The 15,775-nt window shown below is 60.3% G+C and carries 19 protein-coding genes and 1 pseudogene; 12 read left to right on the top strand and 8 right to left on the bottom strand.

The genetic code is table 11. From position 1 onward, the window contains the following. Nucleotides 1-35 precede the first annotated feature (35 nt). The 4 genes from V1290_RS25520 to V1290_RS25505 form a co-directional block, all read right to left on the bottom strand. Entirely contained in the window at nt 36-488 is a 453-nt protein-coding gene (locus tag V1290_RS25520; RefSeq protein WP_334366922.1) for an SgcJ/EcaC family oxidoreductase, read from the bottom strand. Between the two features lie 273 nt (nt 489-761). Beyond that, a complete protein-coding gene (locus V1290_RS25515) occupies nt 762-944 on the bottom strand; it encodes a hypothetical protein (protein WP_334366921.1) in 183 nt (60 codons plus the stop codon). Between the two features lie 12 nt (nt 945-956). Next, a complete protein-coding gene (locus V1290_RS25510) occupies nt 957-1,148 on the bottom strand; it encodes a hypothetical protein (RefSeq protein WP_334366920.1) in 192 nt (63 codons plus the stop codon). A gap of 197 nt (nt 1,149-1,345) precedes the next feature. Then, entirely contained in the window at nt 1,346-1,579 is a 234-nt protein-coding gene (locus tag V1290_RS25505; RefSeq protein WP_334366919.1) for a hypothetical protein, read from the bottom strand. A gap of 477 nt (nt 1,580-2,056) precedes the next feature. On the opposite strand from V1290_RS25505, the gene V1290_RS25500 reads away from it, so the two are divergent. The 4 genes and pseudogenes from V1290_RS25500 to V1290_RS25485 form a co-directional block, all read left to right on the top strand. After that, nucleotides 2,057-2,317: a DUF1488 domain-containing protein gene (locus V1290_RS25500; protein WP_213288566.1), complete on the top strand. Its 261-nt coding sequence runs from the start codon at nt 2,057-2,059 to the stop codon at nt 2,315-2,317. A gap of 277 nt (nt 2,318-2,594) precedes the next feature. Next, the gene (locus V1290_RS25495; protein WP_334366918.1) at nt 2,595-2,966 is read left to right on the top strand and encodes a hypothetical protein; all 372 of its coding nucleotides are present in this window, start codon (nt 2,595-2,597) and stop codon (nt 2,964-2,966) included. A 34-nt stretch (nt 2,967-3,000) separates the two neighbouring features. Further along, entirely contained in the window at nt 3,001-3,144 is a 144-nt protein-coding gene (locus tag V1290_RS25490; RefSeq protein WP_334366917.1) for a hypothetical protein, read from the top strand. 4 nt (nt 3,145-3,148) lie between these two features. Continuing rightward, nucleotides 3,149-3,350: pseudogene (locus tag V1290_RS25485) on the top strand (transposase); the annotation flags it as partial. Nucleotides 3,351-3,471: 121 nt separating this feature from the next. Here V1290_RS25485 and V1290_RS25480 read toward each other — a convergent pair. Continuing rightward, on the bottom strand, nt 3,472-3,972 hold the full coding sequence (locus V1290_RS25480) for a hypothetical protein (protein ID WP_334366916.1): 501 nt from the start codon (nt 3,970-3,972) through the stop codon (nt 3,472-3,474). 997 nt (nt 3,973-4,969) lie between these two features. Here V1290_RS25480 and V1290_RS25475 point away from each other — a divergent pair. Both V1290_RS25475 and V1290_RS25470 read left to right on the top strand, forming a co-directional pair. Beyond that, nucleotides 4,970-5,230 (top strand): hypothetical protein, encoded by a 261-nt coding sequence (locus tag V1290_RS25475; RefSeq protein ID WP_334366915.1) that lies wholly within the window; start codon nt 4,970-4,972, stop codon nt 5,228-5,230. 51 nt (nt 5,231-5,281) lie between these two features. After that, a complete protein-coding gene (locus tag V1290_RS25470; RefSeq protein WP_334366914.1) occupies nt 5,282-5,830 on the top strand; it encodes a hypothetical protein in 549 nt (182 codons plus the stop codon). Between the two features lie 191 nt (nt 5,831-6,021). Here V1290_RS25470 and V1290_RS25465 read toward each other — a convergent pair whose 3' ends face one another. Further along, entirely contained in the window at nt 6,022-6,258 is a 237-nt protein-coding gene (locus V1290_RS25465; protein ID WP_334366913.1) for a helix-turn-helix transcriptional regulator, read from the bottom strand. Between the two features lie 73 nt (nt 6,259-6,331). Here V1290_RS25465 and V1290_RS25460 point away from each other — a divergent pair, with 73 nt between their 5' ends. The 6 genes from V1290_RS25460 (at nt 6,332) to V1290_RS25435 (ending at nt 12,013) form a co-directional block, all read left to right on the top strand. Next, nucleotides 6,332-7,195, top strand: a complete 864-nt coding sequence (locus V1290_RS25460; RefSeq protein ID WP_334366912.1) for a hypothetical protein — start codon at nt 6,332-6,334, stop codon at nt 7,193-7,195. Between the two features lie 115 nt (nt 7,196-7,310). Further along, nucleotides 7,311-7,775, top strand: a complete 465-nt coding sequence (locus V1290_RS25455; protein WP_334366911.1) for a hypothetical protein — start codon at nt 7,311-7,313, stop codon at nt 7,773-7,775. Beyond that, nucleotides 7,772-8,545, top strand: a complete 774-nt coding sequence (locus tag V1290_RS25450) for a metallophosphoesterase (RefSeq protein WP_334366910.1) — start codon at nt 7,772-7,774, stop codon at nt 8,543-8,545. Before V1290_RS25455 ends, V1290_RS25450 begins: the two co-directional genes overlap by 4 nt. Before the next feature lie 68 nt (nt 8,546-8,613). Continuing rightward, entirely contained in the window at nt 8,614-9,012 is a 399-nt protein-coding gene (locus tag V1290_RS25445) for a DUF6634 family protein (RefSeq protein ID WP_334366909.1), read from the top strand. Then, a complete protein-coding gene (locus tag V1290_RS25440) occupies nt 9,009-10,577 on the top strand; it encodes an AAA family ATPase (RefSeq protein WP_334366908.1) in 1,569 nt (522 codons plus the stop codon). The genes V1290_RS25445 and V1290_RS25440 overlap by 4 nt, the downstream gene beginning before the upstream one ends. A 161-nt stretch (nt 10,578-10,738) precedes the next feature. Then, nucleotides 10,739-12,013, top strand: coding sequence for a DUF2130 domain-containing protein (locus V1290_RS25435; RefSeq protein WP_334366907.1), 1,275 nt, complete (start codon nt 10,739-10,741; stop codon nt 12,011-12,013). Between the two features lie 74 nt (nt 12,014-12,087). On the opposite strand, the gene V1290_RS25430 is transcribed toward V1290_RS25435, so the two are convergent. Both V1290_RS25430 and V1290_RS25425 read right to left on the bottom strand, forming a co-directional pair. Then, the gene (locus tag V1290_RS25430; protein WP_334366906.1) at nt 12,088-13,644 is read right to left on the bottom strand and encodes an argonaute/piwi family protein; all 1,557 of its coding nucleotides are present in this window, start codon (nt 13,642-13,644) and stop codon (nt 12,088-12,090) included. Further along, nucleotides 13,641-15,569: a toll/interleukin-1 receptor domain-containing protein gene (locus tag V1290_RS25425; RefSeq protein WP_334366905.1), complete on the bottom strand. Its 1,929-nt coding sequence runs from the start codon at nt 15,567-15,569 to the stop codon at nt 13,641-13,643. The genes V1290_RS25430 and V1290_RS25425 overlap by 4 nt, the downstream gene beginning before the upstream one ends. Between the last annotated feature and the right edge of the window lie 206 nt (nt 15,570-15,775).

Here is a 15,775-nt window from a genome sequence, read left to right as displayed (position 1 = left end):
TCGTGCCTCTTCGGCTCGGGGCCAAGAGCCGAACTTCACTGCTTAGGCGGTGGGCGCAATGACGAGTGATGATGGGCTATGACCCAGTCGTTACCCTCTTTGACAAGAACCATTGTGAAGCGTGCTGGCTCTGGCACGAGTTTGCCCTCGCGGTTGCGCATGAAATCGTTGAAGCCGACTGCCAGTATGGTTGTGGGATTGATCAGCCTCAGCTGCTTCTCCACGAACTCGACCTTGTTGCCGGTGCCGACGACCACGGTAAAGTATTGCGCAATTGCCTCACGCCCCAACGTTAGATCTCTGCTCCTGGTGCCATGTAGGATCGCGTCGGTCGCATACAGCTTAGCGACGGCGACATTATCGTTGGCGTCGTAAGCAGCTTTCCAGCGGGCAAACAAAGCGTCCGCTTCCTCCTCGGGACCTGCGAACACCTGAGTTGGAGCCATCGCCAACAGCGCCACCAACAAGACTCGTCCGAATGCGAGCATGGCTTCCTCCCGATGTCATCAGAGAACGGTTGGCTTCCGATTATGTCATTCACGCCCCGTCGTAAGCAACACCTCACGCTCCGGCGACTTCCGAGTTGGGTCACAAGCGGCGGTAGGAAGCGGTGCGATGAGAGGTCCGGTCTAGCCGTCACAGCGGACGTGCGGGAGACTTCGAGCTCCTTCAGCTCAGGGCCATTTGGCGACATACGAAAAAGACGGCCAACTGAGGCGGCCTTTTCACTGCACTAGCGGTAGCCGTTGCATTTTGTCTCTTCAGGCATGGCCGATCATGTCACGCATTCCGACTGTCACTTCCCTGGCATTGAGCGGCTTGCTGAAAAATCTGCTGCGGGGCGGAAGATCGAGGTCAGACAGGTTCAATTGCCCCGATACCACGATGATTTCAATTGTCGGCCAACGATCATGCACGGCATGGGCAAGCCCTATGCCGTCCATTTGGCCAGGCATCTAGATGTCGGTGCACATCAGCACGACGTCGGACCTGGATTTCAGGACGGCGACGGCCCCGGCGGCGTCCATCGCCTCGAGTGGCATGTATCCCGCGGCTTCCACGATGTCGATCGCACGCATGCGGAGCATCATCTCGTCCTCGACAACGAGAACTACGGCGGGAATGCATGGATGATCAGGGGTCATCATAGGGCGCTCGCGGGGACGGCCATCGACTGGAACAGGCGGTCGACCTGGGACAAGCATCTCGTTGTCTATATGATCCCCCGTTGGCTCAACAATGACGCAATAAAGTCGCCGCCAACCGAATAAGCTCGCAGCAAGCGGAATGCGCCCACCGCCAGCGGTAGCCGGCTCGTGGGATGGGTTTCACGCCAACGCTGCCGTCATACCGCCGGCCCGTCGCGCTTGCCGGAGAGAAGTTCGTGAATCTCGACGGCATTCCGAAGGATTGTTGCTTTGTGAATCGCCTCGGTGCGCTCATCCCCCGGCGGCATCCCGCGAGCCTCGTCGAGGGCGATCACCGCCCCTGCGTCCAGATCGCAGGCAAGCGCCGATCGGGTTTGTTTGCTCGGAGACGGCCGGTCCTGCGGCGTAACCGCGCTACGCCGGATCACCATTGAATAACCATCGCAGCGGCGACCAGCAGCACTAGAAAGATCGGCATCAATACCGGGGGTACCAACCACTCACGAAGATTGAATGGGGGGAATTTTGGCATATGACCGCCCTTTTGGTTGAGGCGGGAGCGCAACGCTCTCCGTCACCGATAGTAGCCTGGGAGGCGCGCGGTGATGTCTTGCATATAGGGACGATCTGCCCAATAGCGAGGAGAATCGCAGTTTGTTTTCTGGGGCCGGCTGGCAAGGCTTGTAATGCGGCATTGAGCAGCCATCTGAATCCCAGCGCCATCGTATTGCTTCAGCATCGCCCTTACGGCAGCGCGAAGCTTAGCCTACGCCAAATCTCGTCAACGACATTGACCAAACGCACGTCGCTTCGATGGGCGGGTCTCGAGGCCATTGAATCAGGCCTCGACAGAGGTCGTGAGAGAGTTGGTGAGACGCGGCGGCTGATAATCTGAACGGTGGCAACCCATGATCGAATTTCCAAATCATAGCCGTTCATATGACCAAACCCGGCGAGCCGTGCGGTTTTGGGGACACGATAGCGCGCTGGAAGCGTCATTCTTCATCGACGAAGGCGCATTGAGGCGAATTCAACCAGATGCCCGCCCCGACGAGTCCGGCTTACTGGACGCGTTCGATTGCAACCGTGATGTGATATGCGCGGCGGCTGCGAAGGTTTACGTCCGTGGCAGCCGCGGCTCTTACGATCTGGTCGCCGCAAATTTCTGAAACGAAACACTTACGACCTTCTGACTAGAGACCAAGAACGTGCTGTACAGCATCACGACAAGGGTCTACCGTTGAACGACAAGGTACAGTTGTTCGCCTTGAAGCTGTCCATGAAGCGGTGACGTCCGAAGTCGCGCTCGTCCTCGTAGCGGCAGCTTGCGTGCCATCGGAAGGCGCAATCTCAATAGGCTGAATGTTTTTGCCAAGCGCGGACGCAAGCGGCGTCCTGCGGCTGCGAACGCGCTCGTGCGCGCAAACAACAACAAAGGAGACCATCATGAGAATGCCCGACATTTTGCAAGGTGAGGCGCGGACCCGTTTTCTCCAGGGTATCGCGTTCGGCGGTGTTGCGGCGATGGCGATCGGATTCATGTGGGGCGGCTGGGTCACCGGCGGCACTGCCAAGACCATGAGCGCCACGGCAGAGAGCAACGGCCGGATGTCTGTCCTGGTCCCGATCTGCGTCGCGCAGTTCACGGCGGCCGACGGCGCCGTCGCCAAGTTCAAGGCGGCGGGCCCCTATTCAAAGGACAACGTCATCAGCGAATACGTCAAGACCGTTGCCTCCACGAGCATGGACTATTCATTCGCCAGGGCCTGCGCAGCCGGCGTGGAAGCCGAACTCTCCAAGACGGCCACAAAGAGCTGAGCGGCCGGTTCGCCAAGACACGGATTGCAGCGAAATGAGCGGTCAGAGATCCGGACGGCGTTCCTGTCTTGTCTATGGCTTGCTGGCCGTCATCCTGTTTGGCGGTTATGTGCTGGTCAGTGATCTGCAAAACGACGACTCCGCAACCATTGCGCCGACCCTGTCACTCAATCGCTGACAAGGCGCGCGGGCTGGTTTGGGCAGTCGGTATCCTGGGGCGTCAGAGAGTATATCCGGCAGGAGTGCATCTTTCCGATAGCTGGTCGGGGGCGCCCCCGTGAGCGACATATCCCGGATCTGTTGTCGATGCCGTCGGAAGACATGCTTGCTGACGCCAAGTGGAAAAATGTGAGTTGGCGGTTGGGGACCAAGGCAGGGCTCGAACCTGGGACCCGCTGATTAAGAGTCAGCGGATCTTCTGCTTTACTTATGGTTTGGACTGGAACTACGAAAAGGGAGTGACACAACCTAGGCAGCCCCAAGCTGAGAATGAGTATCGTCACCTTCAGCTGACGAACCCACTGGGCTGGCCGTAGCTAAATTCCGGATCCTGAGCAATGCACAGCGGGTCGGTGACAGCCAGCCACTGCAAGATCGAACTCCCAGCGTTTTGGGATCGCCGGCCGGCTTCGGAGTGCTCGCCGACCAGCCTGATTAGGCAGGCAAAGAAGGACTGCGCCGTTGCGAGCTCCTCCTCCGCACAACTGTCACTTACGACCTCGGCGAAGAGCTCGATCGCGACTTTTCTGACAACTTTCGGCTCATAGGTGATCGCGATCGCGGTCAGCTCTGTCAGCATCACCGACGGCATCATCTCCACAGACGAAAGCAGCTTGTTGATGAAGCCGATATGACCGGCCCGCCACGCGCGCCACATTCTGTCGTCGTATGGAGCTTTGAAATTCGTCGCCGGCATCGCGCTGACGCGGCGCTGATCTAGCTCGATCGCCGCGCCGAACCCTTTCAGAAGGTCCTGGATGTCTGCGTGCGTCAATGTCTCGGTCATTCCGGATCCGTCCTTTCTATGCTTGTTGCTTGCCTTGCTTTCCGTTTGTCGCTTTCTTGCGCGCACCGGATCGAGCATTAGCTACGCGGCGAGCTTGCGCCACGCATGACGAAAAGGATTGTCATCGTCGCGTGGCGTATCATGGTCGTCGGCGATTGGGCTATGCATGACAGTATGTGGTCTTCGCGTACAGCAGCCATCTCTGCCTCCGCAATTCCTCGACAGGGGATACTCGGCCATTTGCGTCCCTTATTCGCTTGCATCCGATCTGGTTTGCGCTTCGACGTGCCCACCCCAATATTGGCGTGAATGAAGGCGTGATCAAAGGAAAATAGTTTTGGTCAAAATTACTAAATGTGGAAAGCCAAATTCCGCCGTCAGGTCAGGAAGCTAGTCGTACCGAGTTGCCATCATTGGAGTGGGTATGACCGCGAAAACAGTCGTCAAACGAAAGAGCGAGACCAAGCAAGCGTTCCTAGAAGGAGACGCTTCCTTATAATCACGCAGGCGACAGACCACCCGCTTTGAATGGGAGGGCTGAGAGAACGGTGCAACACGCTTTTGCCGCACCCAGGGAAGCACACGAGTTTTCGCGGCGCGTCGGCAGTCACAACGGGCAGCTTCATCACGAACTCGAACGAAGTCTCGATCTCATGAGGCTCGCAATGTCGCTCGCTGGTTTCTCTGTCACCACCGTGCCCAAGCGGATCGGCGCTATCTTCGTCCGCGACCAATTCTTAAGTTGAGCACCGACACGATCCGCTTGCGTTGCAACGGTAGATCCAAACAGGGTACGGCTGAAGCACGGTCAGAGCGCGCAAGAATGGCGGTCAAGCCGACGCCTTTTAACCAATCGCCTGCATTTTTTTCGGTTGAAGATTCAATCACATCAAAAAACGAATCCTTGCGCGTAGGCAGGTTTGAGCCGTTGCCGGTTTGCGTTCCTCCTTCTGCCAGCCCAAATCAATGCAACCATCAACAAACTGGAGTGTCTTGAATGAGCGCTGAAGAGAATTTGATCACGAATGTCTTGGCTGGGATAATGACCATGAGCATAGCTTGCGGTTCGACATCGGAGATCGTCACCGCGTGCCTTGCGCTTGGACGCTTCGAAGATCTGCCAGAGCCCTATCAGGCAAAGCGCGATGCCTGGGAACGTCTCGACATGCGTCAGCGCACCATCGTCCGGAAATATAATTCAACGTTTCGCGGTCAGCAGTGGGACGGACCGAGCGTGTACGGCTCTGGGCACTATTGATCGCCGGCACACGCTTCCAAACAATCCAACCCAGTTAGAGGAAAGAGAACGATGGTTGAAACTCATAAGAATCGGATCAAGTCGATCAAGCCGATCGCTTGGCTCGGTCCAGATGTTTATCTGGTCGAGTCAGACGAGGGCCTGAGCGCGTTAGTCAGGCAGGATCATCACGGTTGGCATGCATGGTCGTCACCCGACAAGGTGTACGAAGGTGGCGCACTCGTGGCCGGCGACAAGGCTGATCTGTTGGAGGCAGCCGGCAACGCGCTGGCGCTGGCGAACACGCCAATCGAGCTGCAGCATCTGGAACGTCAGCGTCTCAACGCCAGAAAGGGTGCCGCGAAACGGTGGAAACTCTACATTGAGCGTGGGGTCAGCGGCACCGGTGCGATCGGCACCGAGTCGACTGGCGAGAATTTCATCGTGGGGCTGGCCAGCACACTGCTTCCGTGCGGGATGCCGGCGCTGTCGCTGCTGGATCGTTTCACGATTCGCGAAATCGAAGCGATCCACGACGCTATGCAAGAGATGGGGATGGATGGCTGGAACTACCCGCTGATCGCGCGGCACAGTGAGAACATATCTACGACGAAGCCGTGACTACATCACCAGTATGATGGCCGGACGGACACGCCCGGCCTCCCTGCGATCGGCTTCGTGGATCGTCACCGCGCCGCGCGTATCATTCCAAGAAAGTCGCTACTTCTCTGTCGCATTTGGAGAGAGCACCATCGCGTTTCAGGTTCTTTCCCTTGCGCCCTCATCGTGACGTGGCGGGGTTATGCCGCAAATCAGTTCTTGAGGCCGCGGTACCTAACGCCGACGCCTTGCAGACCTTCGAACAGGAATTCGATGCCGTGCTTCTCTAGGGCGACCCGCAACTTTTCCATCGTGCGTTCGGAGCCGGGCTCCTCCGAGTTTTCAAGGCGGATAAGCGTTCTCCGTGCAATGCCGGCTTCGTCCGCCAACTCTTCTTGGGATAGGCCAATCCATGCGCGAGCTGCGCGAATTTGGAACACGTTAACCATAATTTGTCACTTCAGGTGACAAATTGGGTCGGTCATGAGATGATCTTTCTACAGACAACGAAAGGACCTTCCTGTGACCTCCATCGATACCGCCCCGCTCGTATCTCCCGCCGCGATTGCCCGAGCTTCTCACGCCGTGATCGCCAACGCCATGGCCGGCGACTTCCCGATCGATCCGGTAATCGGGGCGGATCTTTCCAAGTCCTTTTCGATCATCAATAGCGTCGTGAAGCGTCATGGCTTGTTGATCCAGCGGACCCTCGGCGACGCGCTCGCCGCGAGCGGTCGCTTCGAGATCCTGACAGAGGTGCCGCTGCCGATTACTGAGGCTGCGCAAGATCTGTTGACCTCGCAGAACTCCGACCGCGATCTGGCCAAGATCAAGTTGAAGGCCGATTCGAAGACGAGCCGCATGGTGACGCTCGATCTGATCGTTGTCGATACTGAAAGTGGTTGGGCCGGCGCCTACGACGTCAAGCGCGGCAATGGTGCCACTGAGTCCCGCAAGCGCCGTCCCATCGAACACGACTTACGCGCCTCGCGCCTGGTCCTGGCGTCATTCCTGGCCAAATGTGGCTACGACGGCATCCGCTCCGTGACCAGTGCCGTGATCGACTATTACGGCGCCTCGGGCTTCAGCAAGGAGATGAGGCTGACAAGGGAAGAACTCGATGGGCATTTCGGCGTGCCGGTACTCGACACCATCGATGCCATGACGGCCGAGTTGCAGCGCGCGCTGCACGCCGAAATGGGCAACCTGCTGATGCCGGCGCTGACGAACCTGTCTCACGCCGCAAATCAGGCACTCGGCGCGGACGTCACCGTTCCGCCCTTGGTGGCGGCGACCGCCGAGGCGGAGATTCGCGAAAGCGCGATCGGCCGGGTGCTGAATGCTCGCCCGACCGGGCCAGGGCCGTGGCGCGCGCGCATGACCTAGCACCGCACCACAATTAATCAAATCAACCGAGCCGGTATCCCAACGGATGCCAACGCGCCCTTCGGCGCGAACGGAGAAGGTATGTGCCATGAGTAAGATCACCAAGCAGAGAAAGTTGAGCGAGACCGCGTCGATGTTCGCCGCCAAGGAGCCTCTGCCGGACGAATTGTGGAGGACACTACCCGCCGGGCGCTTCAACGAGGCTCGCAAGCTCGAGGTCGCCGGCCACATCGGCATGTTCATGTCCACCATCAAGCAATATCGGCCGGCAATCGCGGGCGACGCCGCCTGCGCCGCAGGAATCGCGCTGCGCATGGCGGTCCCTGACGAGATCGACTACCCGACGGACGCCAGGATGACCCTGCTGTTGCACAGCGCACTCATGGGCAGCGCCGGCGCCGCGCTCGTGATGGCGCATATGCTCCGCAAAATGCCGCTCGACCACAAGCTTAAGAACCGCCTGGCGAAGTCGTGGCTGAGTCGAAACCAGAGTCGTTCGCGTAGCGAGGTCACCTCGCAGAGCCGCGTATGCCCGTGTCAGGCGAAGGTTGAGGCGTTCAACGAGGGACGTCCGGCATGAGAGTCCAGATCTTCTCCGACCTCCATCTCGACGTGCATCCGATCAAGCCGATCACCATCATGCCCGGCGTCGATCTCGTGATCGTCGCCGGCGACACCTGTGAAGGCGTACTGCGCGCCTTCGAACACCTGCGCCGGATTGTGCCAATGCATATTCCCATCGTGATGGTGCTCGGGAATCACGAATTTTACCGCCGATTCATCCCCGACGAACTGGCGCTGGCGCGTTCTCAGGCTCGTGCATTCAATATCCACGTGATGTCTGACGACACCGTTGTGCTCGGCGGCGCCGTCCGCTTCGTCGGCGCGACGCTCTGGACTGACTACCGAATCTTCGGTGAAGCCAACCAGGCCGCGGTGATGAACGCCTGCGCCAACGGCATGAACGATCATCGCCTGATCGGGTGGCAGAAGCGGCCCTGGTTGCGATTCAGGCCGCAGGAGGCGGCGCTGCTGCACCATCAGTCGAGGACGTATCTCGAAGATATCCTGGCAACTCCGTTCGACGGTCCCACCGTAGTGATTACTCACCACGCCGTTCATTGGCAAGCCGTTCATCCGAAGTTCCGCAGCGATCCGGTCACCGGGGCATTCGTTTCAGACCAATCCGCGTTGATAGGGCGCTATCAGCCGAGATTGTGGGTGCATGGCCACGTTCACAACTCGTCCGATTATCGCGTCGGCGAGACGAGGATCCTGTGTAATCCGCACGGATACGGGTCAGAAAACGCCTCCTTCAACGGTGCCCTGGTGGTGGAGGTGGGCGCGTGAAGGCTTTCACTTTCCCTCCTGCGCTTCCTCCCTGCTCTGCTCATGCTCTGCGTTGTTGAGAGTTTCCCATGCTTACCGCCCGATTCCCTTTCCTCGATCCTGCCCAGATCGCGCCCGATCTGGCCCGCCGACTGCGCATCTTGGCCGACGACTGCGAGCGCCTCGAACTCGGCCGCTCGGTCTCACCCATGCTGCTACAGAAGGCTCCATTGCTCGAAAACTGGTTCCCAACGGTGACGCCGCTGGGCGTGCAGTTGGTCGGACACGTTACCGGCCACCCTCTGCGCGGCGATCGCCCCATCGCCACCTCGCCCGTTTGGTTTGCCGACCCTGGCGGCACATGGGTCCGTACCCTGTCCCGCTACTATCGGCTGGGCCCGCCTCTCCACAACGATGATGTCCACCGCATGCTGACGCGGATCATGGTCTTCGCCGACGCGGGCGACGGTTCGGAGGACGAGTCATGAGCGCGAGCGACGACGCAGATAACCTCGACCTGCCCGCGGTCGAGCCCGATGCCGTCTCCACGGGAGCGGCAGCGGATTCGGCTGACTGGGACGAACGCCTCAAAGGCCTGCCCAGGCTTCTGCGCTATGCCATGCTGGTCATCGACAACGCCGGTCATGTCGAGCCGCGGCTGATTGCCGAGATCAACGAGCTCTGCCCAAATTTGCCGCTCAACGCGGAGTGGGCCGCGGCGCTCACTGTGGACGCGGGCCTTGCGCTCGCCGCCGAGCTCGATCGTCGTGCCGCCACGGAGAATGACCCGAATTTGCGCAGTGTCGCCGATTGCGTCCGGCTGTTGAGCCTGCCGATGCCGCGGGGTGCCTCGTTTTTCGAGGAACATCGCCGCGTGGCAAAGGCGCTGCTTCTGGCGTTCAACAAGATCGTCCATGACAGCGATGAGCAGCTCCGCAGCGACGTTGAGCGATTTGCCTTCGGCTGGGCGGCGCTGCCCGCCTGCAGCCACATGATGGTGAGACACGAATCGGCTGCCGTGAACGCGGCCCTCCTGGGCTCGCGCATGGCGGAGCATCGCATCGCAGCCATGCAGGCGACCGCCAGGCGAAGACAGGAGGAAGAGCGGCAGGCCAGAGAAGAGGCGGAGAAAGAAGAAGCGGCCGAGACCCTGCATCAGGTCTCATCTTCGGCCGAAGCGGTGCCTGATCATCACCTCGTAGTCGCCCGCCTGAGTAGCGAGGAGATGAAGAACGTCAAGCTTAGGGAGATACTCGGACCGCTAAAGAGCGTCATCAACGTGCCCTTGCCGCTAGTCGAGGTGCCGCCGCTGCATCAGGTACGTAATGCGCTGCTATTCGAATTCCCATATGCCACGGAGGTCATCGATTTCGCGCTCGCCGACCTCGTGGGCCGCTTCACGGTTCGGCTACGCCCGCTGCTGTTGGTCGGCGATCCCGGCGGCGGCAAAACCCGATTTGCTCGTCGCCTCGGAGAGGCGCTTGGCCTGAACGTTTGGCGTGAGGACGCGTCCCGCGCCGACGGGGCTGTATTCGGGGGAACCGACCGGCGCTGGTACTCGGCCGAGCCGAGCCACCCGTTTCTCGCCATCGCCGCAGGCAAGATCGCCAACCCACTTGTGCTGATCGATGAATTGGAGAAGGCCGGCACGCGCAGCGACTATGGACGGCTCTGGGACTGCCTGCTGGGCTTCCTAGAACCCGAAACCAATTCCCGCTACCCGGATCCCGCGCTGCAGACGAATCTCGATCTGTCGCATGTCTCCTTTGTGGCGACGGCCAACCGCCTCGATCCGCTCCCGAGTCCGATCCGCGACAGGTTTCGTGTCGTCACCTTTCCGAAGCCGAGCGTGGACGATCTGGATGCGCTCTTGCCGGCGGTGATTGCCGATCTCGCCAAAGAGCGCGGTTTGGACGGAAGCTGGGTACTGCCTCTCGACGGTGCCCAACATGCCGCGGTCGCGCGGCACTGGCGCGGAGGCTCGGTGCGCCGCCTCCGTCGGATCGTCGAAGCCATCCTGCGCGAACGCGACCTTCGCGCCACGAGGAACTGACCATGACGCACGATCCAGCCGAGCAGCCGAAACCGACACCGCCACACAGCGTATCGCCGCTACCGCGGCCAACGCGATTGCCGGGGATAACGTCGCGGCACCGCCCAGGCATCGCCGGAAATGCGGATACAATCACGCCTCACCACCACAGGACCGATACCGTGAGCGACCCTCAGATCGTCTGCCCGAGCTGCCACACCGAGATCAAGCTGACGGAATCGCTTGCGGCCCCCATGATTGCCGCCACCCGCAAGCAATTCGAGGCGCAGCTTGCGGCCAAAGAAGCCGATTTTGAACGTCGCGAGGCCCAACTCAGACAAACGCAAGCCGACCTCACCAGGGCGCGCGAAGCCATCGACGAACAGGTCGCTGCCAAGCTGAGGGCCGAACGCGTCGCCATCGCCGAGGCCGAGGCAAAGAAGGCGCGCCTCGCATTGGCGGATGATCTCAGCCAGCGCGACCGGCAGCTCGCGGACCTGCAGCAGATGCTCGCCACCAACAATGCGAAGCTTGCCGAAGCCCAGAAGGTCCAGGCAGAGGTGTTGCGCAAGGAACGGGAGCTTGAGGAAGCCAAGCGCGAGATGGACCTCACGGTGGAGAAGAAGGTCCAGGAGAACCTTGCAACCGTTCGCGACAAGGCAAGGCTGGAAGCGGAGGACGCGCTGAAGTCCAAGGTCACGGAAAAGGAGACCCAGATCGCCGGCATGCAGCGCCAGATCGAGGAGCTCCGTCGCAAGGCTGACCAAGGCTCGCAGCAGCTGCAGGGCGAAGCGCTTGAAATCGAACTTGAATCCCTACTCCGCAGCCGTTTCCCGCGTGATCTGATCGAGCCGGTGGCCAAGGGCGAGTTCGGCGGAGATGTGGTGCACGGGGTGATGGCCACCAATGGACAGCGCTGCGGCACGATCCTCTGGGAGTCGAAACGAACGAAGACCTGGAATAATGCCTGGCTCGGCAAACTGCGCGATGACCAGCGCGCCGCCAAAGCGGAGGTCGCGCTGATCGTTTCCACCGCGCTACCCAAGGGGATCGAGAGCTTCGATCTCGTTGATAACGTCTGGGTCACGGAGCCCAGGTTCGCGATCCCGCTTGCCATTGCTCTCCGGCAGTCGTTGATCGACGTCGCCGCCAGCCGTCAGGCGCAGGAAGGCCAGCAGACCAAGATGGAGATGGTGTACGCCTACCTGACTGGTCCGCGCTTCCGCCACCGCATCGACGCCATCGTCGAAAAGTTCACCGATATGCAGGCCGATCTCGATCGCGAGCGCGCGACCATGACGCGCCTGTGGGCCAAACGCGAGGAGCAGCTCAGGGGCGTGCTCGACTCGACCGCCGGGCTCTACGGCGATCTGCAGGGTATCGCTGGCCGCGCCATGCAGGAGATCGAGAGCCTGGACGTGCTGATGATCGAGGTGAAGGGCGAGGCGGCGGAATAGGTTGGCTTGCCAATTTCGCCGAACACGACGTTGCACTACGCCGGTGACGGCCGCAAAGACGCTGAGGTGGGCGTTCACACATAAAACTTGAACGGTTGTTTTTCCTCTCCCTTCGCCGACCCCATAGTGAGGACGTCCCCAACCATCCGCGCAAATCGGACGGTGACAGGAAGGCCATCATTGAAGTTACAGGAGTTGTAATTGATCTTGGTGAGACCCATGATGTCTGCGAGCACCGTGCGAATGTCGGGCTTTGCCTTCTTGCTGCGTATCACAGTGATGTGCAGCGGATTGGGCGTTTCGGGCCCGATGTAGGTGTCGAGCTGCGGCACATAGCCCGTCGTCCAAAGATAGGCCGTCTGATCATCGAGCATGAGCGCGGTCCCGCGCAGCACGGGATAGTCGCCATCACGAAAAAGCTTCGTCTCGCCGCCGGTCGAGCGGATTCGCACGCCGATGACGTTGGTCTCCTTCGGCGCCGCCTCGACAAAGGCGTTCCACTCCTCGTCATTGAAATAGGTCTGCCCATGGATGAACAGCTCCTTGGGCGGGCCGCCATGCGTCTCAGCGTAGGTCTTCAGCACCAGCGCGAGCAGGTTCTTCGCCGCGGGCGCCTTGAGATGATAATCGTAATCTCCGGTCTTCCACGGTCCATTGGCGCCGCGAAATACGACACCGTCTCCCTCGTTGAGAAACATCTGCGCCGCGCAGCAGGCATGCCCATCGGGATCGTTCGGCAGGCTCTTGTAGAGCATGCCGATGTAGCAGACCCCCGCCCGAACATCCGCCAGCCGCCACGGTGGCTTCGGCTGCGTCTTGTAGTAGAGCCCGGTGGCGAGATTCCAGGCAACCGTTGCGGCGTCCTGCGTCTTGCGCAGCGGGTATCCGGCCTTGTTGAGATAGGCACCCGGCGCGAGCGTCGTCTCGCGAACCAGTTGGGTCGGCGCGATCTTCAGGAACTCGGCCTTGATCCTGCGATGGAAATCCGGGACGTCCTCGAAAATCGCCTCGTTGGTCTGATTGACGGCGCCCATGGCGGCGAGCAGCGGGATGCTCTCCTTCGCCTTTTGCCGCTTCGTGAACTCCCCCTTTTCCATTGGCAGGCCCGTTCGCTTGGACTGAGGCCTGCATCGCTCGTAGACGATTTCTGGCAGGATCAGGATCCAGACCTCGACCGATCGCTCGTCGTTGCGCAAGTGCTGCTTGACGCGATCGATGTAGAGGCGCGCGACCTTGTCCACGGCCTCGTTGAGGTTAATGATGCGCGTTGCGCGATCGATGTCCTTCCATGGAATCGACAGGGCGCTGACTTCGTCCGGCTCGAACGAAATCCCGAACGCTTCGTCCAGCCCAGGGAAGTTCGCGAGGTGCAGCCGGTCGGCCTTTTCGCCTTTTCCGGGGGGCGGGACGCGCACGACCGATTTGAGCTTTCGGCCCCATGCCCGAAAGTGACCGATCCCGTCGGTGGTGCCGACTACGCCGACCCGAATCTCGCGGCTCTTCTTAGCCTTGGCGTGAGGTCCATAAAGGAACAACCCGTCCTTGGGGTGCGGACTGCGCTGCGAGAATGCAAACTCCAGCGGTGGTTCGTCGAAGTGTTCGACTTGAAGAGATTTCTCAGGAAATCTCATTCCTCAACCTCGTCATCATTGTCCGGCCGACCAAGCGTGCTGCTATCGGTCTCTTCTTCGTCGGCATCGAGAACGTTGGGAAGCGCGGTGCTCACCGGCGAAGTGAACAACATCGGCGCGGCTTCGATCAGGAGCGCGGCGTTCGCCGACAGCGCCAACCTGATATAGGCCGACTCACCCGAAAGCAGCTCGAGAAATGCGAGCATGCGGCCATGCCACTGCTTGTTGCGCCAACCCTTGCAAATGCTTCGCCGCAAACGGTGCAGCTTCCTGGGATCGTCGATGCTGAGACCCGCCGGTGTTTCGTTATCGACCGCGAACAGGACCCTCGCCTTGAGCTTGAGGTGCCAGAACGGCCAGAAATAGGGCATCGCGGTGACGCCGAACTGCCAAATATGTCCCTTCGCGACATTGCGAAGCATTGAGGACCGCCGGTCGCCTTGCTTGCCCCAAGGGATGCGTCGTCCGATCGCCGCCTGCGCGGCCGAAGCGTGGAAGCCGACAGCGTTAGAATAGTGATACTCGACGAAGCCCTTCTCCCTGCAGAACGACAGCCATGCTTTCTTGATCATCGCGATGACCAGGTTGGACGCGACCTGACGTTCGATCCCGAGCGGAGAAAAGCCGTTGTCGACAAATTCCAGCAACGGGATCTCGTGCTTCAGCTTGAACCGGCCGGCAGACGCGTACGCGGTGTCGACTTCGGATTGCTCCGCAAAGGTGATGATACCGGAGCCCTGTTTCGCGCACGGATAGGGGAAATCCTCGAGCGCGCGATCGAGCAATCGGCCCTCGATCGCGCCGGAGCTCTCGAAAAATCGGATGACGTCGGGCGCTTCGGCGGCGCGCAGCCAGTTCGAGGTCAATCGCTCGGCTTCCTCGACGAGCGGGATCGCGCCGCGCCGCCGGAAAACCTCCCAATTCGGATCGATCACTGTCTGGCCAGCGGGACGTGGCACTTTCTGGCGCTGCAGCGCGTCAAGCAGGAGGCCGACGCCTTCTCCCCAGCCGCGCACAAAATCGACGGTCACCGCATCACCGACGCCCTTGACCTTCTTTCCCGGTTCGAGCCGCAGCGGAATGATAAACCGGGAATCGTCTAGCTCCTTCGACAACTCCAGCGCAATATCGAGGTCGTCCTGGACATGCGAGTCGGAGAGCGTGGCATCGCGGCAGAGGAGCAGAACTTTCGCCGCCCGGTATTGCAGCGCCTGATTGATCTCACGGCGCCATCGGTCGCCGGGCTGAAGCGTCAGGATGTCGGCGAACACGCGGTACCCTTCGGCCTCAAGCTTGGGCGCGAGCCAAAGCGCGAATTCGTCGTCGATCGGCGACGCCTTGATTAGAAATATGGTGTCCCGAGCCGCTTTCTCGACAGGCGCTGCGTTTCCGGTAGCCTCCCTAGGGGGCAGGAGATTGGCAAGGACGGCGGGAACCGCCCCCGGCTTTGAAAGTGCCTTTCCGACGGCCTCAGTGATAACCGTTTGCAGAACCGATGTGCTCTGCGCCCAAAGCTTTTGATGGGCCTTCTCGATGTCTGGATATTTGCGCAACAGGGCGTTGAGGTCGCCGGGTCCGAAGATGTCGCCCGGCGTTCGCAGCGATGGGCCGACGATCTCGGCCAACGCATTCTTGTTCTTTGGCGTGAGTGGCGCAGAGGTCACAAGGATGTACCGCGTCGGCGCCAGCCGGTCGATGGATAGCCGCTCCTTCGTCATCTTCGACTTCAACGCCGCGAAACCGGACCCGTGATAATGCTTCGCCTGCATCACGATCGATCCATCGGCACGCGCATGGCGGCCGTCCATCCCGTCGTCCGGGCCCTCGGCAAAGGCTTCGAAACGCAGCTCTATCTCGCGCCCAACGAGGTCGCGGGCGAGATCCTCAAACTCGCTGTGGGACAAACTCGCGAAATCATAATTCATGGGTCCAGAATGAGTGCCCGCTTCGTGGGCAGTCAAGCAATCGAAAGCACTATTGCGTCGCGGCTAAGCCTTACCAACAACAAGATAAACCGGCATTTGCGACAGACTGGGTCCAACGGTATAGGTTACTTCGAGGAAAACTGACGAGCCCGCGACGATAGAGAAGAATCTGGCGAGAACGCTGCGGCAGACCGGCTATCTGGTCC

It is taken from the genome of Bradyrhizobium sp. AZCC 1578 (assembly GCF_036924675.1).
In the GTDB taxonomy this organism is placed as follows: Bacteria; Pseudomonadota; Alphaproteobacteria; order Rhizobiales; family Xanthobacteraceae; genus Bradyrhizobium.
Note: the sequence above shows the minus strand (reverse complement) of the source record. Positions and strands in the feature narration are given on the sequence as shown.